Consider the following 18,376-nt stretch of genomic DNA (forward strand, 5'->3'; position numbering starts at 1 on the left):
ATCGATAAGGTTACGACGGTGCCGAAATTGCCACGATTGGACACTTTGCTACGCGCAAAACGCGTATGAGACGCGCTTAGCGTATGAAAAGTCTTATGCTGGCGCTCTCAGTCGGCCACCCGCTGCATCAGTGCCATCGCGCCGAACGGCGCGCGCACTTTGCCCTCGGTGATGAAGTAGACGAACACGTCGCGCGGCTGCACCGGTGCTTCGGTGGCGGGATCGGCGCGCGGCAGGTCGGCCGGCACCTTGCCATCCGCCCAGGTTCTGGCACGCGCGGCCCATTCGTCGAGGCCTTTGGGCGTGTAGCAGTCGGGGTTGTCGTCGCTGCCGGTCTGCAGCCGGGCATAGATGAAATCGCCTGTGACGTCGGCGATCGCCGGATACTTCGCGTGGTCGGCATAGACGATCGCCACCTTGTATTTGCGCACGAGCGTCGCGAATTCCGGCACGATAAAACTGTCGTTGCGCACCTCGACGGCGTGGCGCAGGGCAACGCCGTCCTGCTTTTCGGGGAGTAGTTTCAGAAAGGCTTCGAAATCGCTTGGATCGAATTTTTTCGTCGGCGCGAACTGCCACAGGATCGGCCCGAGCTTTTCGCCGAGCGCCGCAACGCCTGAGCCGAGGAAACGCGTCATCGATTCCTCAGCCTCGCCGAGCACGCGCCGGTTGGTGACGAAGCGATTGCCCTTCAGCGCATAGACGAAACCATCCGGCGCTTCGCTGGCCCATTTGACGAAGGTCGGCTCCTTGAAGCTCGAATAATAGGTGCCGTTGACCTCGATGCTCGGCACCTGCCGGCTGGCGTATTGCAGCTGCTTCGCCTTGGAGAGCTTTTCGGGATAAAAGGACGTGTCCCAGGGCTCGAACGTCCAGCCACCCATGCCGGAGCGGATTGTTCCCGATTTGCTCATAGTCATCCTCCCGAGTTCAGAAAATCAGGCCGTCGTGATCTCATCGACGGCTTTGGCCATGTCGACGAGCACCCATCCTGGCCGGTATGGATTGGGCCGGCGACCCGTTTCGTGGAAACCATAGGCCAGATAGAGCGCGATGTTCCGCTCCATCCTGGCGTTGGTGTAGAGCCGCACCTCAGGCAGGCCCCACAGCCGGGTCTGTTCATCCGCGTGTTTGAGCAGGGTGATGCCGAAGCCCTTGCCCTGGAAAGCAGGGGAGACGGCGACGGAGAAGATCATCGCGTGGTCGGGATGCCGCTCCAAAGTGAGCAATCCGGCGGGCTCACCGCCATTCTCCAAAAGCCAGACCTCGCCGCGCGCGATGCGCGGTGCATAGTCCTCGGTAACCGGAATCGGCGGCGCGCCGAACAGCGCGATGTAGGGCGCATAGGCGGCTTCCGTCAGCGAGACGATAGTTTCGAGATCATCGGCAAGCGCTCTTCGGATTGTCATTCAAAGGCTCTCCAGGCGCCAGCCGGTCCGATCATCACTCCGCCGCTTCGCGCTTGCCTCCGGGGCGCCGCTCCAGCAGTTCCTTCAGGAACTGGCCGGTGTAGCTGCGCTTCTCGCGCACGATCGCTTCCGGCGTGCCGGACGCGACCAGTTCGCCGCCGCCGTCGCCGCCTTCGGGGCCGAGGTCGAGCACCCAGTCGGCGGTCTTGATCACCTCGAGATTGTGCTCGATGACCACCACCGTGTTGCCCTGGTCGACCAATTCATGCAGCACTTCCAGGAGCTTGGCGACGTCGTGGAAATGCAGGCCGGTGGTCGGCTCGTCCAAAATGTAGAGCGTCTTGCCGGTCGCCTTGCGCGACAGTTCCTTGGCTAGCTTGATACGCTGCGCCTCGCCGCCCGACAGCGTTGTCGCCTGCTGGCCGATATGGATATAGCCGAGGCCGACCTGCTTCAGAGTTTCGAGCTTGTCGCGCACGCCGGGTACCGCAGCGAAGAAATCGACGCCTTCCTCGACCGTCATGTCGAGCACGTCGGCAATCGACTTGCCCTTGAACAGCACGTCGAGCGTCTCGCGGTTGTAGCGCTTGCCGTGGCAGACGTCGCAGGTGACGTAGACGTCGGGCAAAAAGTGCATCTCGATCTTGATGACGCCGTCGCCCTGGCAGGCCTCGCAGCGGCCGCCCTTGACGTTGAAAGAGAAACGTCCCGGCTGATAGCCGCGCGCCTTGGCTTCCGGCAGGCCGGCGAACCAGTCGCGGATCGGCGTGAAGGCGCCGGTGTAGGTGGCGGGGTTGCTGCGCGGGGTCCTGCCAATCGGCGACTGGTCGATGTCGATGACCTTGTCGAGGAATTCGAGACCCTCGATGCGGTCGTGGTCGGCCGGATGCTCGCGCGAACCCATGATGCGCCGCGACGCCGCCTTGAACAACGTCTCGATCAGGAAGGTCGACTTGCCGCCGCCCGACACGCCGGTGACGGCGGTAAAAGTGCCGAGCGGGATTTCGGCCGTTACATTCTTCAGATTGTTGCCGCGCGCGCCGACGATCTTCAGCCGCCGGTTCTTCTTCGCCTCGCGCCGCACGCCGGGTGTCGCCACTTCGAGCGCGCCCGACAGATATTTGCCGGTGATCGAATTGGGATTGGCCATCACCTGCTGCGGCGTGCCCTGGGCGATGATCTCGCCGCCATGGATGCCGGCGGCCGGACCCATGTCGACGACATAGTCGGCATGCAGGATGGCGTCCTCGTCATGCTCGACGACGATCACCGTGTTGCCGATGTCGCGCAGGTGCTTCAGCGTGTCGAGCAGCCGCGCATTGTCGCGCTGGTGCAGGCCGATCGACGGCTCGTCCAGCACGTAGAGCACGCCAGTGAGGCCGGAGCCGATCTGCGAGGCCAGACGAATGCGCTGGCTCTCGCCGCCCGACAGCGTGCCGGAATTGCGCGACAGCGTCAGGTAGTCGAGCCCGACATCGTTGAGGAAGCGCAGCCGCTCGCGGATCTCCTTCAAGACGCGCACTGCGATTTCGTTCTGCTTGTCGTTGAGCGATGCCGGCAGGTCGGTGAACCACTGGTCGGCCTTGCGGATGGAAAGCTCGGTGACTTCGCCGATGTGCTTGCCGGCGATTTTCACGGCCAGCGACTCGGGCTTCAGTCGATAGCCCCTGCAGACCGGGCAAGGCGTCGCCGACATGAAGCGCTCGATCTCTTCGCGCATCCAGGCGGATTCGGTCTCCTTCCAGCGGCGCTCGAGATTGGGAATGACGCCTTCAAAAGTCTTGGTGGTCTTGTAGGAGCGCAGGCCGTCATCATACTGGAAAGTGATTTCGCGCTCACCGGTGCCGCGCAGGATGGCTTCCTTCGCCTCGTCGGTCAGATCCCTGAATTTGTCGCCGAGCTTGAAGCCATAGACCTTGCCCAGCGCTTCCAGCGTCTGCGCGTAATAGGGCGAGGTCGACTTCGCCCATGGGCTGACGGCGCCGTCGCGCAGCGAGATGTTTTCGTCCGGCACGATCAAATTGCCGTCGATGGCGCGCTGGCTGCCGAGACCGTCGCAGGTCGGGCAGGCGCCAAACGGATTGTTGAAGGAGAACAATCTGGGCTCGATCTCGGGAATGGTGAAGCCGGAGACCGGACAGGCGAATTTTTCCGAAAACAGGATGCGCTCATGCGTCTCGTTCTTGGATTTGTTGACCGAATCCTCGCCGGTCTGGGTGGCGTCGAGCGGCTTGTCGGCGAATTCGGCCACCGCCAGCCCCTCGGCGAGCTTCAGCGCGGTCTCGATGGAGTCGGCAAGCCGGGTGGCCAGATCGCCGCGCACGACGATGCGGTCGACGACGACGTCGAGGTCATGCTTGTACTTCTTGTCCAGCGCCGGCACGTCGGCGATTTCATAGAAGACGCCGTCGACCTTGACGCGTTGAAAGCCCTTCTTCTGCAGTTCCAGGAGTTCCTTGCGGTACTCGCCTTTGCGGCCGCGCACCATCGGCGCCAGGATGAACAGGCGCGTGCCTTCCTCGACCGCCAGCACGCGGTCGACCATTTGGCTGACCGTCTGGCTTTCGATCGGCAGGCCGGTGGCCGGCGAATAGGGGATGCCGACGCGCGCAAAGAGAAGCCGCATGTAGTCGTAGATTTCGGTGACGGTGCCGACGGTCGAGCGCGGGTTCTTCGAGGTCGTCTTCTGCTCGATCGAGATGGCAGGCGACAAGCCGTCGATCTGGTCGACGTTAGGCTTCTGCATCATTTCGAGGAATTGCCGCGCATAGGCCGACAGGCTTTCGACATAGCGGCGCTGGCCTTCGGCATAGATGGTGTCGAAGGCAAGCGACGATTTGCCGGACCCGGACAGGCCGGTCATGACGATCAGGCTGTCACGCGGCAGATCGAGATCGACATTCTTCAGATTGTGTTCGCGCGCCCCGCGAATAGAAAGATATTTATGGTCGGCCATCGCCGGTCGCCGCCTCAGAATCTGGAATTTCCTGGAATGGCGGGTTTTCCCGGCCATCCCCTATGTAGGTATTATTGCCGCCACGTCGAGAGACGCCACAATTCCCGACAAAAGCGTTTAACCGTCTTTCGCGCGAACGGGCAAGCGGAAAGAACAAAGGCCGAACACGCTCCTGACAAAGCTGTGCAAAAAACTGACTTGTACGTAACCTCCCAGAGATCACATTTTTCGGTAACCGGCTATTGAAGGTTGACGCCACTGACTCAGGGGCGCAGTGTCCGGGAGTCAACCGAAGCCGGCCGTCTTTCGATGGCCTCGCCGCCAGAGGCGGCCTGCGAGACGCCGCAGGCATCCGCGATTTGTGCTTTGGGACGACACGTCGCAACGGACAAGGGAGTGGAGCCATGACGCCACCGGATCGTCCCCTAGGGTTCCAGTTGTCACTGGAGCCGAGGCAGGCATAAGTGCCAGGGTTTAGCGTTTGCGCCACCCGACAAACCGTGACCTGCCATACCCCACAAAAATCAGAGACTGCTAGTCGGATCGACGGCTGAACGCCGCGAAGCATCCGAAATCAAACGCCGGCAGTACACTCCCGGCAAAAATTGGATTTGAGATCCAAAAAAGGCCCCGACCGTTTGCGCAAAGCACGGCGGGGCCGTTTTTATGCGCGGCTACACCGCCACGCACTGTCAACGACGCGGCGGCCCGATTGCGCCAGTGCCGACATCCACGGTGATGCTGCCGGAAATCCTCACATCCGTATTGCCGATCTTGAACTGGCCGTTGCCATTGCTGGGGAATGCGTCGTCGGGTTCGGGCTGGGGAGCCGGCTTGGCAATGCGATAGTCGCCGGTCACACCGGGCAGGGCGCCTTTCCGCGCCGGCGGTGAGCTGTCTTCGGCAAGTGCCGTGCCGCTCATGAGGCCGGCAAGAGCGATCACGACAACGGCAGTGAACACGACAACGGCGACGACGCGGTGCAATGTTCTGGACGGACGAGTGTCGGTCATCGCCCAGTTATAGTGGCGTGTCGCCGACCGGACCAGACCGGCGTCGTCAAATCTTCGACAGCCGGCAGGAATCCGATCTGGCCTAAAGCGCATCGCGATTGATTGGATTCAGGCGATGCGCTTTAGGTAGTCTGTTTTTATGCATGTCGTTCTCCCAAAACCGAGGCCACTTTTGGGCGACATGCATTAGCCTCACGCGGCCTGTTTGCGCGTATCGAAAACATGGTCGACAAGGCCCCAGGCCTGAGCCTCGCGGGCCGTCATGAAGTGGTCGCGGTCCAGCGTGCGCTCGACCTCTTCATAGGTGCGGCCGCAATGCTGCGCGTAGAGTTCGGCCATATGCCGTTTTGTCTGGCCGATGCGCTCGGCATGGCGCTGGATGTCGGAGGCCTGGCCCTGGAATCCGCCCAGCGGCTGATGCAGCAGGATGGTGGCGTTCGGCAGAGAAATGCGACGCCCGGCGGTGCCTGCCATCAACAGGAACGAGGCCATCGACGCGGCAAAGCCCATGCACACCGTCGACACCGGGCAGCTGATGTATTGCATGGTGTCGTAGATGGCGAAGCCGCTGGTCACTACGCCGCCGGGCGAGTTGATGTAGAGCGAAATCTCCTTGTCGGGATTGTCCGATTCCAGCGAGAGCAGCTGCGCGCAGACCAGCGCCGAGATGTCGTCGTTGATCTCGCCGTTGATGAAAATGATACGCTCGCGCAGCAGCCGCGAGAAAATGTCGAAGGCGCGTTCGCCGCGGCTCGATTGCTCGATCACCATCGGTACCAGATTGGCAAGGCCGCTCATGTTTGTCTCCGTCCGTTTCGTTGTTCAGGCCGCGCGCAGCAACAGCAAAGGCGTGTTCGCGGCGATTGGCTGTCTTGGATTGCGCAACCCCAGCGAAAGCCGGCAGCCGGCGCCCGTCATGGCAACCTCAGGCATCGCCGTTCGGGCAAAACCGTCATGGACGATGCGCAGATGGGTGCCGCCGGAAACAGTGCGGGCGAGTGTGAAGGTGACAATGCTGTCCAGTGGGCTGTCGAGCGGATCCTGCCGCGCGGCATCGCCTGGCTGCGGCCGCTCGCGCCAGGAATAGCGCAGCAGCCGTTCGGGTTCGGCGTCGATGATCTCGCATTCGATCGACGCGTCCGGCCCGGCGAAGGCAAAACGGCTGCCGGTCTCCGGCTTGATGTCGTTCGGCATCATCCAGGCGGCGAGCAGCTCCGGCACGGTCAGCGCGCGCCACACCTTTTCCGGCGGCTCCGCCAGGTCGCATTCAAATTCGATCGCGTCAGGCGCGGTCTCGGAGTCCGCGTGGCTTTGGTCTGTCATTGATCCCATATTCTTCATTGATCTCATGTTCTTCATTGATCCATGTCCTTCAAAACCGCCTTCAGCCTTTCGATGCGCTCCGGCCAGAAGGTCCGGTAGCGTTCGATCCAGGAGAGCAAGGGGGCAAGCCCCTGTGGATCGGCGCGGTAATAGGCGTTGCGGCCAGCTCGCCGCTCGACCACCAGGCCAGCGCCGCGCAACACCGCCAGATGCTGCGACACCGCGGGTTGCGACACTGTCATGCCGCTGCGCAATTCCGATACGGTCATTTCGCCAGCGGCGAGCTGCTCAAAGACGGCGCGGCGCGTCGGGTCGGCAAGGGCGCGAAAAATCTCTGCTTCGATCATGGTAAAAGCATAAGTCGATACTTATTGATTTGGCAAGCGCTGTTTTACGAGATTGTCGGAAGCCAGCGCCTCACTACCCCGGCAGGTCCATCAAACGTTGCCTCGAAGATTGGCGACGCAAGCACAGCGTGGATGTGAAGCGGTCCTGTGTCGACGTTCTTGAACCCGTGTTTCCTGTTCGCAGGAACAACGAGAGACTGGCCCGATGTCAGGACGTTGTGCTCATCGTCGATCCACATCTCGGCCCTGCCGGCGATAACGGTCAGCACTTCCTCGACGGGATGCCAATGCGTTGGGGCGCCGACCATGGGCTCGACCCATTGCTCGAATATGCAAAGTTGCGATGCACCGTTGCTGGCCGACACATGCATACGCGTTTCAACACCTGCTCGCCATTGCTCGCGCTGCTGGTCCTCATGTGTGACGGACTTCATTTGATCGCCCCCGACCCATTCCCGATTTCATGGAAATTTTCAGTCCGGAACACTACATCCTGCTGACAAACATTGACAGAACGTCGTCAGCATCGTAGAACGAACAGGGAACAAAAACCTTGTGGGAAAAGCCAGCCTTAGCAGGCGGCGATTGTCCGCAGCCTGTAAGGTGCTGCGACAAAAATTTGTTTCGGATGAGCGCGGAGAAATATCATGGCGGGTAGCGTCAACAAGGTCATTCTGGTCGGCAACCTCGGTGCGGACCCGGAAGTCCGTCGCCTGAACTCGGGCGAGCCGGTCGTCAACATCCGCATTGCGACGTCGGAAAGCTGGCGCGACAAGAATTCCGGCGAGCGCAAGGAAAAGACCGAGTGGCACAACGTCGTCATCTTCAACGACCAGCTCGCCAAGGTGGCCGAGCAGTATCTGAAGAAGGGCATGAAGGTCTATGTCGAGGGTCAGTTGCAGACGCGCAAATGGCAGGACCAGACTGGCAACGACAAGTACACGACGGAAGTCGTGTTGCAGAAATTCCGCGGCGAGCTGCAGATGCTCGACGCGCGCGGACAGGGTGAGGGCGGCCAGGTCGGCGGTTATGCCGGTGGCGGCAGCAGCCGTGGTTCCGATTTCGGCCAGTCCAGCCCGAGCGAAAGCTTCAATCGCGGTGGCGGCGGTGCCAAGAGCGGCGGTGGCGGCGGTTCGTCGCGCGAACTGGACGACGAAATCCCGTTCTGAGGACAATCAACCACCGGAGAGGCGGCAATGTCGCTGCAACCGCTGCTTGCCGCCCCTTCTCCGATTCCCTGGCATGCCTTTGCGGCCTTCGCCGCATCGGCGATAGGGGCCACGCAGCTGGTGCTGCCGAAGGGAACGCCGCGCCATCGCATCGCGGGTTATGTCTGGGCCGCGCTGATGCTGGTCATCGCCGTCTCGAGTTTCTGGATTCATCAGATCCGCCTCATCGGCCCTTTCAGTCCGATCCATCTCCTGTCGATCTTGGTGCTGGTGACTGTACCGTTGGCGGTGTGGCACGCCCACAATCACCGCGTCGCCAAGCACCGCAAGGTCATGATTTCGCTGTATGTCTTTGCGCTGGTCGGCGCCGGCATCTTCACGCTGTTGCCGAGCAGGGTCATGCACGATGTCGTCTTTGGCGTCGCGCGAGCCGGACCATGACCCTATTTGATCCTTGAGGTGGATGACCTCAAGTGAAAGGAAATCTCAGGTGAAAGCACGCGTAAAGTGGGTCGAAGAGCGCACCTTCGTCGGCGAGTCCGGCAGCGGCCACAAGGTGGTGCTGGGAACCGCGCTCGGGCCGGAAGGTAAAACACCAGGGCCTAGCCCGATGGAACTGGTGCTGATCGGCACCGGCGGCTGTTCGGCCTATGATGTTGTCCATATCCTCGAGAAAGGCCGCGAGGCGATCGAGGATTGCGTGGTTGAGCTCGACTCTGACAGGGCCGAAACCGAGCCCAGGGTGTTCACGCGCATCCACATGCATTTCGTCGTCAAGGGACGGTCGCTTTCCAGCGACAAGGTCAAGCGGGCGATCGATCTTTCGATCGAAAAATATTGCTCGGCTTCGGCGATGCTGGCCAAGACCGCCACGATTACCCACGATTTCGAAGTCGTCGATACGACGGCGAAGTAGGGCCGGCTTCGGCGGCTTGTCGCGCGCTATCCCGCCATCAGCGCCTTGATGCCATCGGCGACGAACTGCACGGCAAGCGCCGCCAGGATGACGCCGAGCAGCCGGGTCAGGATCGAACGCCCAGTCTGGCCGAGGATGCGGTCGATGCGCTCCGACAGCACGAACACCAGATAGGTGATGGCGAGGCAGACGAAGATGATTCCGACCAGCGCCGCCTGCGCGGCAAAGCCCTGAAACGAGCCGGAGAGCAGCACCGTCGCCGAAATGGCGCCGGGGCCGGCGATCAGCGGGATCGCCAGCGGGAAGGCGGCGATGTTGTGGATCATGTCCTTGGTGATGGCGACGTCGCCGATCTTCTCCTTGCGGTCCTGCCGGCGCTCGAACACCATTTCGAAGGCGATGAAGAACAAGAGAAAACCGCCGGCGACGCGGAAGGCCGGCAGCGTGATGCCGAACACCGACAGGATCGAGGCGCCGGCAACCGCAAACAGCGCCATCACCAGAAAACCGATAATCGAGGCGCGGACGGAAACCTGCTGGCGCTCCTCGCGGTTCATGCCACGTGTCACGGCGAGGAACAGCGGCGCCAGCCCGGGCGGATCGATGGTCACAAGAATGGTGACGAAGGCGTTGAACAGGCTGTCGAAGCTCGGCATCTCAGACCCCTCCCGCCGGGCCGTGCCCGCACCAGGATATTGGTAGAGCAAAGCCCGGTCGGTGGGAACCGTCGGAGGACGAAACCGGAGACTTCGACAACCCTTTGTCTTGACGCAATTCCCTGAGGGAAAGCGCTATGCGCTTTTCCTGGGAAAACCGTTTCACACTTTTCCTGGAATTGCTTTCCTTTGTCTTGACGCAATTCCGGACGGAAAACCGTTTTACACTTTTCCTGGAATGCTTTAGCCGACAGCGCCGCAATAGGCCTCGACGCGATAGCCGTCCGGATCGACGACGAACGCCGCGTAATAATTCTCGCCATAGTCGGCGCGCAGGCCCGGCGCGCCGTTGTCGCTGCCGCCTTCACGCAAGGCGCCGGCATGGAAGGCGTCGACGCTGGCCCGCGTCGGCGCCGCGAAGCAGAAATGCAGGCCGGATTTTGCGTCTGATGGCACAGGCCGCGCGGCATCGTTGACCCACAGCGCGACGCCTTGCGCGCCATAACCCAACGAACCCGGTGACTGGCTGAGACAGGTATAGCCGAGCGGCTTCAGCGCAGCATCGTAGAAGCGCTTGGAAGCGGCGGTGTCGCGAACACCGATCGAGATATGATCGAACATGTTTTTTCTCCATTGTTACAATATCTTGTCGCGTCAAGTTGTTGCCGTTCGGCGCGCCAGGAACTCGACTTCCAGCCGCCATGTCGCGCCGTTGTCGTGCGAGCGCTCGCCGAGCCAGCGGAAGGAATTCTCGGTGATCCGCGAAAAGCTCCAGCGCACCGAGGAGCCGGTGCCATCTGCGCCCACTTGCACGATCGTATCGCCCTCGGCTCGACCAAGCTGGCGGCTGTAATACTGGTTGCGCGGGTCGCTCCAGAAGATGTGCCAGGCGTCCTCGGTGGGGTCGTAGAGGCGCAATGTCGTGCCGTAGAACGTCCATTTGCCGAGCGAGGGCGAGGGGCCGGCGTCACGCGCGGGCAGGATCCACACATCCTGGATCGCCCGGCCTTCCAACACCCAGCCGAAATGCACCTCGCCACGCCCGGTCAGCACCGTGCCGTCCTCGAGATGGCGCGAGGCGTCAAACGTCCAGGCGCCGACGAAGCGGCCGTAAAGGTTCAGTTTCTCGGTAAGTCCGTCGATTGGTCCGGGATTGTGCAAGGCTTCCGCAAAGGAGGATTGGTCATACATGGCTCCGGCCTCTTCTTGTCAGGAGACCGCGAGGAGTAGGCCCTGATGGGGTTCTGGGCTTGGGATAAATTGCTATATTTCGGTCATGACAGCGACCACGCACACTCTCGCATCCGGGTCCGGCTGGCACGTGGCGGATGTGATCTGCACGGCCGGCGCCGGTGACCGGCCGTTCGAGGAAGCGCATCGGGATTTCTGCGTCGCCGCGGTCACCAGCGGCACGTTCCGCTATCGCGCGCAACAAGGCACGGCGCTGCTGGCGCCCGGCGCGCTCCTGCTCGGCAATCCCGCCACATGCTACGAATGCGGGCATGAACATGGCAGCGGCGACCGTTGCCTCTCGTTCCATTTCGGGCCGACCTACATGGAACGGATCGTGGCTGGCGTGCCGGGCGCGAAAAAGCTGGCCTTCGAGGCGCCGCGCCTGCCGCCTTTGCCGGCCCTGGCGTCCTTGCTCGCCGAGGCGGAAACCGCTCGCGAGATGGCCGACATCGACGCCTTCGAGGAACTCGGGCTGCGCATTGCGGGGGCTGCGGTGGCAACGGTCTCTGGCTCCACACCTGTCAGGCGCGCGCCAAGCCGCCGCGATCAGAAACGGGTTGCCGAAGCGGTGCGGCGGATCGAACTCGATGCCGACAGGCCGGTCTCGCTTTCAGCGCTTGCCGATGAGACCGCGACCAGCCCCTATCATTTCCTGCGCATTTTCCGGCAGGTCGCGGGCATGACGCCCTACCAGTTCCTGCTCAAGACCCGGCTGCACCGCGCGGCGGTGCGGCTGCGCATGTCAGACGATGCGGTTTCGGCAATCGCCTTTGACGCAGGCTTCAACGATTTGTCGACTTTCAATCGTCGGTTTCGGCGCGTCATGGGCGAGACGCCGGGCCAGTACCGCGCCCGCCGAGGGGCGGCCCGCTAACGCTTGCAGCACAAGGTGCGTTGAGATTCAGGTCAGACCGAGCCGAAAACGGTGGTTTTCGAGAACCGGAGCGGAGCGTACTTAAAGTACGTGAGCACCGGAAGCGCAGGAAACCGGCGTTTGCAGGCCGGCATCACCTGAATATCAACGCAGCTTAGTCGGATGTCGGCCCGCACCAGCCTGGCAGGTAGTCGGCGTCCTTGCCCTTGGCCAGCGTCAGGGCGTCCTTCATGGCCTTGTCGAAATTTTTCGCCACCCCATTCCGGTCGATGCGCCGGCGCAGGAAATCCGCCCACAGGAATTCGCTGAACGGCGTGGTGTCCTTGGCAAAGCCGCCTTGCCGGCGCAGTTCGCCGGCCATGCTCCTATAGGGATCGTCGGCGAGTTCGGCCATGGTTTTGGGAATGGCGTCATAGCGCCGGCGCCTGCCTTTCTCGTCGAACGGGTGCATCCAGCCGCGATTGTCGAGCACGACGAAGAAGGCGTCCTTGTTGTCGAGGCCCGACAGGTCGCTGATCACCGTGACCAAAACGTCCCTGATGCCTTCCTCGAGCAAGGCGTGGGCGAGATGGTGGTGATCGGTGACGTAGTTGCGCTTCTTTGGCCCCAGCACGACAGGGACCATGTGGGTGCCGAGAAAAACCCTGGTCTTCCCTGCGCTCTGCGAGCGGATCATCTGGCGCTTCAGGGCGACTTCCCGCATGCCGACGGTGATCTGCGTCGGCCGCAAATCTTCCACTGCGACGGGGGTCAACAACGGTTCCCGCTGGGTCGTCATTTGGTTTTGTCCTGTTGTTGCGGCTGCTGGTCCGGACCGAGCGCCCTGATGGCGGCATCGACACTGTGAAAAATTCGCTGCGGGCCGATCAGGTCGGCAATGCCAAATCGTGCCAGCGCCGCTTGGGCACGCAGCGATTCCATCCGCGCGATGGCAAAGATCGCGCCCGCCTTGCGGCAATGGGTGATGGTTTCGACCAGGGCTTGCGCTGCTGTGTAGTCGATCTCGACGATGTTGCTGGCCTCCAGCACGACCAGCTTCACGCTCTCACTCCTGGCATCGACAAGATCGACAAGGCCGCGCTTGAAGCGGTCGGCATTGACGAAGGACAAAGGCGCCTGGAATGCGGCGACGAGCACGCCGGGGAGCTGTTCGCCAGCTGCCGGCTCGCCGGGTGGCCACCACACCGAAGTACCCGGCACCTGTTCCAGTTCGATCGGCTGTGTCTGGGTTGCGCTCCAGATTCCGTGCAGCAGCGACAGGCCGATGCCGATCGCTACGCCGGTCTCGATGGGCAGCACGACGATGGCCGCCATGGTGATGAGGATCAATGCGAATTCGACCGGCGCCTGCCGGTAGACGTTGGCGAACACCTTCCAGCGCAGAATGTGCTGGGCGACGAACAGCAGAACACCGGCAAGGGCGGCCTGCGGGACATCGGCAAGCAGGCCGCCGCCGAAAGCACCGAGCGCCAGCACGATGGCCGCGGCAAGGAGGCCTGCGACCTGTGAGCGGCCGCCCGACTGGGAGACGATTGCCGTGCGCGGCGGGCTGGCATTGACGGCAAAGGCGCCGAACAGGCCTGACGCGATGCTGCCGGCACCGACGCCGACAAAATCGCGATTGACGTCAGGAGCGTCGCCCTGTTGCGGCGCGAAGGAGCGGGAGGTGGCCGCTGTCTGCACCATGACGACGATGGCGATCAGCAATGCCAGCGGGACCAGCGCCTGCACATCGCCAGGGCTGGCAAACGGCAGGCCGGCCTGCGGCAGGCCGTTGGGCAAGGCGCCAAGCACCTCGACGCCGCGATCCCTAAGGCCGAAGACGGCAACCGCTGAGGTGGCGAGCACCATGCCGATCAACGCGCCGGGGATGCGGGCGCTGATGCGCTCGGCGCAGAACACGGTTCCGAACACGCCAAGGCCGAGCCCGAGGCTCCAGGGATTGGTGAGATGCAGGTTGCCGGCGATCTCACCGATGCGCCGCACGGTTTCACCGTTCTCGGCGGGCAGGCCGAGCAGTCCGGGCAATTGCGAAACGATGATATGGACGGCGATGCCGGCCAGAAAACCCGTCGTGACCGGCACCGACAAGAGGTCGGCAACCCAGCCAAGGCGAAAGACGCCGCTCAAGGTCACGATCAGCCCGACCATCAGCGCCAGCATGGAAGCCAGCGCCAGATAATGCGGCGACCCGGAGGCGGCGAGCACAGCGAGGCCGCCGGCAAACAGAGGCGTGATGGTCGAATCCGCGCCGGCCGACAGGTGCCGGTTGGCACCGAACAGGGCAAACGCCACCGAACCGGCAACAAAAGCGAAGAAGCCGATCTCTGGAGCAAAGCCGCCAAGGCGGGCGGTCGCCATCTGTTCGGGAATGGCGATCGCCGCCAGTGTCAGGCCCGCGACCAGATCGCGGTTGAGGTCCCTTGGTGTCCAACCGCTCAGTGCTCGCAAGGGCAGCCAAGGGGTCCAATTCATCGCGCTCGTGGCTTTCGCTTGGGGAAAATGGTCCGTTGCAGGCTTTTGCCTCGGTGGCGGCGAAACCGCCTTGGCCATATCGTCGCAATCAGTGGTATCCTTTTGAAATTACCACCAAAATTGACACTGGAAAAGTGTTGCGGATGTTGGAGTTTCGGGCTTGCTTCCTATATAAGCAGCAAGTGATTCCTGATTAGATTGTGATCCGATTTGACCGACCAAAAGACACCGCGCGGCGCCGACGGCGGCCCCACCGGCATCGAGCCGATATCCATCGTCGAGGAGATGCAGCGCTCCTATCTCGATTACGCCATGAGCGTGATCGTCAGCCGTGCGCTGCCGGACGTGCGCGACGGCCTGAAGCCGGTGCATCGCCGCATTCTCTTCGCTTCGCATGAGAGCGGTTACCACTGGAACCGCAAATATGTGAAGTCGGCGCGCCCGGTCGCCGACGTGATGGGTAAATACCATCCGCATGGCGATGCCTCGATCTATGACGCCTTGGTGCGCATGGCGCAGGATTGGTCGCTGCGCGTGCCGCTGATCGACGGACAGGGCAATTTCGGCTCGATCGACGGCGATCCGCCGGCGGCGATGCGTTACACCGAATCGCGGCTGACCAAGGTCGCGCATGAGTTGCTGGAGGATATCGACAAGGACACCGTCGATTTCCAGGACACTTATGATGCGTCCGGCAGCGAGCCCAAGGTTCTGCCGGCACGGTTCCCCAATCTGCTGGTGAATGGTTCCGGCGGCATCGCCGTCGGCATGGCGACCAACATCCCGCCGCACAATCTCGGCGAAGTCTGCAACGGCGCCATCGCCATCATCGACAATCCGGCGATCGACCTGCCGGCGCTGATGGAGATCATTCCGGGACCGGATTTCCCGACCGGCGGCATCGTGCTTGGCCGTTCCGGCATCTACAGCGCCTATTCGACCGGCCGTGGCTCCATCGTCATGCGCGGCAAGGTCAACATCGAGGCGCGCGGCAACGACCGCGAGTCGATCATCATCACCGAGGTTCCCTATCAGGTGAACAAGTCGTCGATGATCGAGAAGATGGCCGAACTGGTGCGCGACAAGCGCATCGAGGGCATTTCCGACATCCGCGACGAGAGCGACCGCCAGGGCTACCGTGTCGTCATCGAACTGAAGCGCGACGCCGTCGCCGACGTCATTCTCAACCAGCTTTACCGCTTCACGCCGCTGCAGACCTCTTTCGGCGCCAACATGGTGGCGCTGAACGGCGGCAAGCCGGAACTGCTGACGCTGACCGACATGCTGCGGGCGTTCGTCGCTTTCCGCGAGGAAGTGATCACAAGGCGGACGAAATTCCTGCTGCGCAAGGCGCGCGACCGCGCCCATGTGCTGGTCGGTCTCGCCATCGCCGTCGCCAACATCGACGAGGTCATCAAGCTCATCCGCACCGCGCCGGATCCGCAGACGGCGCGCGAGCAGTTGATGGAGCGGCGCTGGCCGTCCGGCGACGTCGAATCGCTGATCCTGTTGATCGACGATCCGCGCCACCGCATCAACGAGGACGGCACCTACAACCTCTCCGAGGAACAGGCGCGCGCCATCCTCGAACTGCGCCTGCAGCGCCTGACCGCGCTTGGCCGTGACGAAATTGCCGACGAGTTGAACACGATCGGCGCCGAAATCATTGATTATCTGGACATTTTGTCGTCCCGCGCGCGCGTCCAGCAGATCGTCAAGGACGAGCTTGCCGCCGTGCGCGACGAGTTCGGCACGCCACGCCGCACCGAGCTCACCGACGGTGGCGCGGACATGGAAGACGAGGACCTGATCCAGCGCGAGGACATGGTCGTGACGGTGAGCCATTCCGGCTACATCAAGCGCGTGCCGCTGTCGCTCTACCGGGCGCAGCGCCGCGGCGGCAAGGGCCGCTCGGGCATGTCGACCAAGGAAGAGGATTTCGTCACCCGGCTGTTCGTGGCCAACACGCATACGCCGGTACTGTTCTTCTCCTCGCGCGGCATCGTCTACAAGGAGAAGGTCTGGCGGTTGCCGATCGGCAACCCGCAATCGCGCGGCAAGGCGCTGATCAACATGCTGCCGCTGGAACAGGGCGAGCGCATCACCACCATCATGCCGCTGCCCGAGGACGAGACCAGTTGGGGCGAGCTCGACGTGATGTTCGCCACCACGCGCGGCACCGTGCGGCGCAACAAGCTTTCCGACTTCGTCCAGGTCAACCGCAACGGCAAGATCGCCATGAAGCTGGAGGAGGAGGGCGACGAGATCCTCGGCGTCGAGACCTGCACCGACAATGACGATGTGCTCCTGACCGCCAGTTCCGGCCAGTGCATCCGCTTCTCGGTCGGCGACGTGCGCGTCTTCCAGAGCCGCAATTCGGTCGGGGTGCGTGGCATTGCCATGGCCGAGACAGACCGGGTGATTTCCATGGCGGTGATCGAGAGTGTCGATGCGTCGCCGGCCGTGCGCGCCGCCTATCTCAAGCGGGCGGCGGCCGAACGGCGGCTTGCCGCCGGCATCGCGGCCGGCGAAGAGGAAGAGATCGCGCTGACCAATGAAGAGGTCGGCGAGGAGGCGGAGCTTTCCGACGCGGACTACGAGAATCTCAAGGTACACGAGCAGTACGTGCTGACGGTAACCGAATATGGCTACGGCAAGCGGTCGTCTTCCTATGATTTCCGGGTGACCGGGCGCGGCGGCAAGGGCATCCGTGCCACCGACGTTTCGAAGGTAGCCGAGATCGGCAGGCTGGTGGCGACCTTCCCGGTCGGCAATGACGACCAGATCATGCTGGTGTCGGACGGCGGCACTGTCATTCGGGTGCCGGTCAACGGCATCCGTTTCGCCAGCCGCGCCACCAAGGGCGTGACCATCTTCAACACGGCTGAAGGCGAAAAGGTGGTTTCGGTCGAGCGGATTTCGGAACCGCAGGCGGACGAGGAAGCCGAGGACGGTATCGAGGGCGGCGCTGAGTCCACTCCGGCCGCGGACGCCGGCCCGGGTGTCATAGAATAGGCTCTGACAAAGCAACGCCGGCCCATCGGCCGGCGCGGCAGCAAGTTAGGACGAACTTAGTAGTGGCGATATGGCTTGCGGGGGCCAAAACCTTCGAAGCGCCTGGTGTTGACCTTGATGCGGACGCGCTGAGCCTCCTGATGCAAGCCGAAAACGGTGGCGATCAGCATGGCGACGGTCATTGCGGTGGCGAGCATGTAGATCAGCATGTGTGTTCTCCTGCGCCTAACAACGAACATATGGGATTTTGGTTTCATCTTATTAAGGTGCAACCTAGTGAACGCTGCGTGAAGGCTTCGTGATCAGCGTGTTCATCTGTCGTTCATGCGGCGGAAAAGGTTCACGACCCGCTCGCCAATCGGATTTGCCTTTGCGAGAGAGGCTCGCTAGAAGCACCAGCCATGACTGAACGCATCGCTCTCTATGCCGGCTCCTTCGACCCGCTGACCAACGGCCATCTCGACGTGCTGAAAGCGTCACTGGCGGTGGCCGACGTCGTCTATGCGGCGATCGGCATCCATCCGGGCAAGCAGCCGCTGTTTTCCTTTGAGGAACGGGTGAAGCTGATCGAGAATGCGACGCACACCTTATTCGGCCGCGACAGCGCGCGCATCAAGGTCGTCGCCTTCGACGGGCTGGTCATCGATGCGGCCAGGAAGCAGGGCGCCTCGATCATGATCCGCGGCCTGCGCGATGGCACCGACCTCGACTATGAGATGCAGATGGCCGGCATGAACGAGACCATAGCGCCTGAACTGCAGACGGTATTTCTGCCCGCCAGCCCGTCCGTGCGCACCATTACCGCCACACTTGTCCGCCAGATTGCCTCGATGGGAGGCGACATCCGCCCCTTCGTGCCGGCGGCGGTTGCCGGTGCGCTCACCGCCAAATTCGCGAAATAAGGACTCCGGAGAAAAATCCATGCAGCTGAAAAAGCTTGCCTCGCTCCTCATTGTGCTTGCCGGCCTTGTGACCGCATCGGTCTCGGCT

20 protein-coding genes are annotated in these 18,376 nt (G+C 62.4%); 6 read left to right on the forward strand and 14 right to left on the reverse strand.

Annotated elements, in window-relative coordinates; genetic code table 11:
- Positions 1 to 107 precede the first annotated feature (107 nt).
- From B5V02_RS23440 to B5V02_RS23475, 8 genes are all read right to left on the reverse strand, one after another.
- The gene (locus B5V02_RS23440; RefSeq protein WP_111546442.1) at positions 108 to 914 is read right to left on the reverse strand and encodes a DUF72 domain-containing protein; all 807 of its coding nucleotides are present in this window, start codon (positions 912 to 914) and stop codon (positions 108 to 110) included.
- Between the two features lie 24 nt (positions 915 to 938).
- Positions 939 to 1,409 carry a GNAT family N-acetyltransferase gene (locus B5V02_RS23445; protein ID WP_111546443.1) on the reverse strand — a complete coding sequence of 157 codons (471 nt, stop codon included), beginning with the start codon at positions 1,407 to 1,409 and terminating at the stop codon, positions 939 to 941.
- Positions 1,410 to 1,443: 34 nt separating this feature from the next.
- Positions 1,444 to 4,365, reverse strand: a complete 2,922-nt coding sequence (gene uvrA, locus B5V02_RS23450) for an excinuclease ABC subunit UvrA (protein WP_111546444.1) — start codon at positions 4,363 to 4,365, stop codon at positions 1,444 to 1,446.
- A gap of 692 nt (positions 4,366 to 5,057) precedes the next feature.
- Positions 5,058 to 5,378, reverse strand: coding sequence for a hypothetical protein (locus B5V02_RS23455; RefSeq protein ID WP_111546445.1), 321 nt, complete (start codon positions 5,376 to 5,378; stop codon positions 5,058 to 5,060).
- A 192-nt stretch (positions 5,379 to 5,570) separates the two neighbouring features.
- Positions 5,571 to 6,176 carry an ATP-dependent Clp protease proteolytic subunit gene (locus B5V02_RS23460; protein WP_095085064.1) on the reverse strand — a complete coding sequence of 202 codons (606 nt, stop codon included), beginning with the start codon at positions 6,174 to 6,176 and terminating at the stop codon, positions 5,571 to 5,573.
- Between the two features lie 24 nt (positions 6,177 to 6,200).
- Positions 6,201 to 6,701, reverse strand: a complete 501-nt coding sequence (locus B5V02_RS23465; RefSeq protein WP_245446124.1) for an SRPBCC family protein — start codon at positions 6,699 to 6,701, stop codon at positions 6,201 to 6,203.
- Positions 6,702 to 6,733: 32 nt separating this feature from the next.
- On the reverse strand, positions 6,734 to 7,048 hold the full coding sequence (locus B5V02_RS23470) for an ArsR/SmtB family transcription factor (RefSeq protein WP_111546446.1): 315 nt from the start codon (positions 7,046 to 7,048) through the stop codon (positions 6,734 to 6,736).
- A 44-nt stretch (positions 7,049 to 7,092) separates the two neighbouring features.
- Positions 7,093 to 7,482, reverse strand: a complete 390-nt coding sequence (locus B5V02_RS23475; RefSeq protein ID WP_111546447.1) for a cupin domain-containing protein — start codon at positions 7,480 to 7,482, stop codon at positions 7,093 to 7,095.
- Positions 7,483 to 7,695: 213 nt separating this feature from the next.
- Between B5V02_RS23475 and B5V02_RS23480 the strand changes: the two genes are divergently transcribed.
- Genes B5V02_RS23480 through B5V02_RS23490 form a run of 3 tightly spaced genes read left to right on the forward strand, consistent with a single transcriptional unit; the run spans position 7,696 to position 9,133 of the window.
- Positions 7,696 to 8,217, forward strand: coding sequence for a single-stranded DNA-binding protein (locus tag B5V02_RS23480; protein WP_111546448.1), 522 nt, complete (start codon positions 7,696 to 7,698; stop codon positions 8,215 to 8,217).
- 27 nt (positions 8,218 to 8,244) lie between these two features.
- Positions 8,245 to 8,658, forward strand: coding sequence for a DUF2306 domain-containing protein (locus B5V02_RS23485; protein ID WP_111546449.1), 414 nt, complete (start codon positions 8,245 to 8,247; stop codon positions 8,656 to 8,658).
- Between the two features lie 49 nt (positions 8,659 to 8,707).
- Positions 8,708 to 9,133, forward strand: coding sequence for an OsmC family protein (locus B5V02_RS23490; RefSeq protein ID WP_111546450.1), 426 nt, complete (start codon positions 8,708 to 8,710; stop codon positions 9,131 to 9,133).
- A 26-nt stretch (positions 9,134 to 9,159) separates the two neighbouring features.
- Here the strand turns inward: B5V02_RS23490 and B5V02_RS23495 are convergent, their stop codons facing one another.
- The 3 genes from B5V02_RS23495 to B5V02_RS23505 form a co-directional block, all read right to left on the reverse strand.
- Entirely contained in the window at positions 9,160 to 9,789 is a 630-nt protein-coding gene (locus B5V02_RS23495) for a MarC family protein (protein WP_023670949.1), read from the reverse strand.
- Positions 9,790 to 10,032: 243 nt separating this feature from the next.
- Positions 10,033 to 10,410, reverse strand: coding sequence for a VOC family protein (locus B5V02_RS23500; RefSeq protein WP_111546451.1), 378 nt, complete (start codon positions 10,408 to 10,410; stop codon positions 10,033 to 10,035).
- Between the two features lie 33 nt (positions 10,411 to 10,443).
- Positions 10,444 to 10,980, reverse strand: a complete 537-nt coding sequence (locus tag B5V02_RS23505) for a hypothetical protein (RefSeq protein WP_111546452.1) — start codon at positions 10,978 to 10,980, stop codon at positions 10,444 to 10,446.
- 85 nt (positions 10,981 to 11,065) lie between these two features.
- On the opposite strand from B5V02_RS23505, the gene B5V02_RS23510 reads away from it, so the two are divergent.
- Positions 11,066 to 11,896 carry a helix-turn-helix transcriptional regulator gene (locus tag B5V02_RS23510; protein WP_111546453.1) on the forward strand — a complete coding sequence of 277 codons (831 nt, stop codon included), beginning with the start codon at positions 11,066 to 11,068 and terminating at the stop codon, positions 11,894 to 11,896.
- 154 nt (positions 11,897 to 12,050) lie between these two features.
- Here B5V02_RS23510 and B5V02_RS23515 read toward each other — a convergent pair whose 3' ends face one another.
- Positions 12,051 to 12,674, reverse strand: coding sequence for a ParB-like protein (locus tag B5V02_RS23515; RefSeq protein ID WP_111546454.1), 624 nt, complete (start codon positions 12,672 to 12,674; stop codon positions 12,051 to 12,053).
- Positions 12,671 to 14,371 carry a SulP family inorganic anion transporter gene (locus B5V02_RS23520; RefSeq protein WP_111546666.1) on the reverse strand — a complete coding sequence of 567 codons (1,701 nt, stop codon included), beginning with the start codon at positions 14,369 to 14,371 and terminating at the stop codon, positions 12,671 to 12,673. The genes B5V02_RS23515 and B5V02_RS23520 overlap by 4 nt, the downstream gene beginning before the upstream one ends.
- Positions 14,372 to 14,581: 210 nt before the next feature.
- Here B5V02_RS23520 and gyrA point away from each other — a divergent pair, with 210 nt between their 5' ends.
- Positions 14,582 to 17,386, forward strand: coding sequence for a DNA gyrase subunit A (gene gyrA, locus B5V02_RS23525; protein WP_111546455.1), 2,805 nt, complete (start codon positions 14,582 to 14,584; stop codon positions 17,384 to 17,386).
- Between the two features lie 56 nt (positions 17,387 to 17,442).
- Here the strand turns inward: gyrA and B5V02_RS23530 are convergent, their stop codons facing one another.
- Positions 17,443 to 17,595, reverse strand: coding sequence for a hypothetical protein (locus tag B5V02_RS23530; RefSeq protein WP_111546456.1), 153 nt, complete (start codon positions 17,593 to 17,595; stop codon positions 17,443 to 17,445).
- A gap of 192 nt (positions 17,596 to 17,787) precedes the next feature.
- Between B5V02_RS23530 and coaD the strand changes: the two genes are divergently transcribed.
- Positions 17,788 to 18,288 carry a pantetheine-phosphate adenylyltransferase gene (gene coaD, locus B5V02_RS23535; RefSeq protein ID WP_111546457.1) on the forward strand — a complete coding sequence of 167 codons (501 nt, stop codon included), beginning with the start codon at positions 17,788 to 17,790 and terminating at the stop codon, positions 18,286 to 18,288.
- The last annotated feature ends 88 nt before the right edge of the window (positions 18,289 to 18,376 follow it).

This window comes from Mesorhizobium kowhaii (genome assembly GCF_003253745.1).
GTDB classification, from domain to species: Bacteria; Pseudomonadota; Alphaproteobacteria; order Rhizobiales; family Rhizobiaceae; genus Mesorhizobium; species Mesorhizobium kowhaii.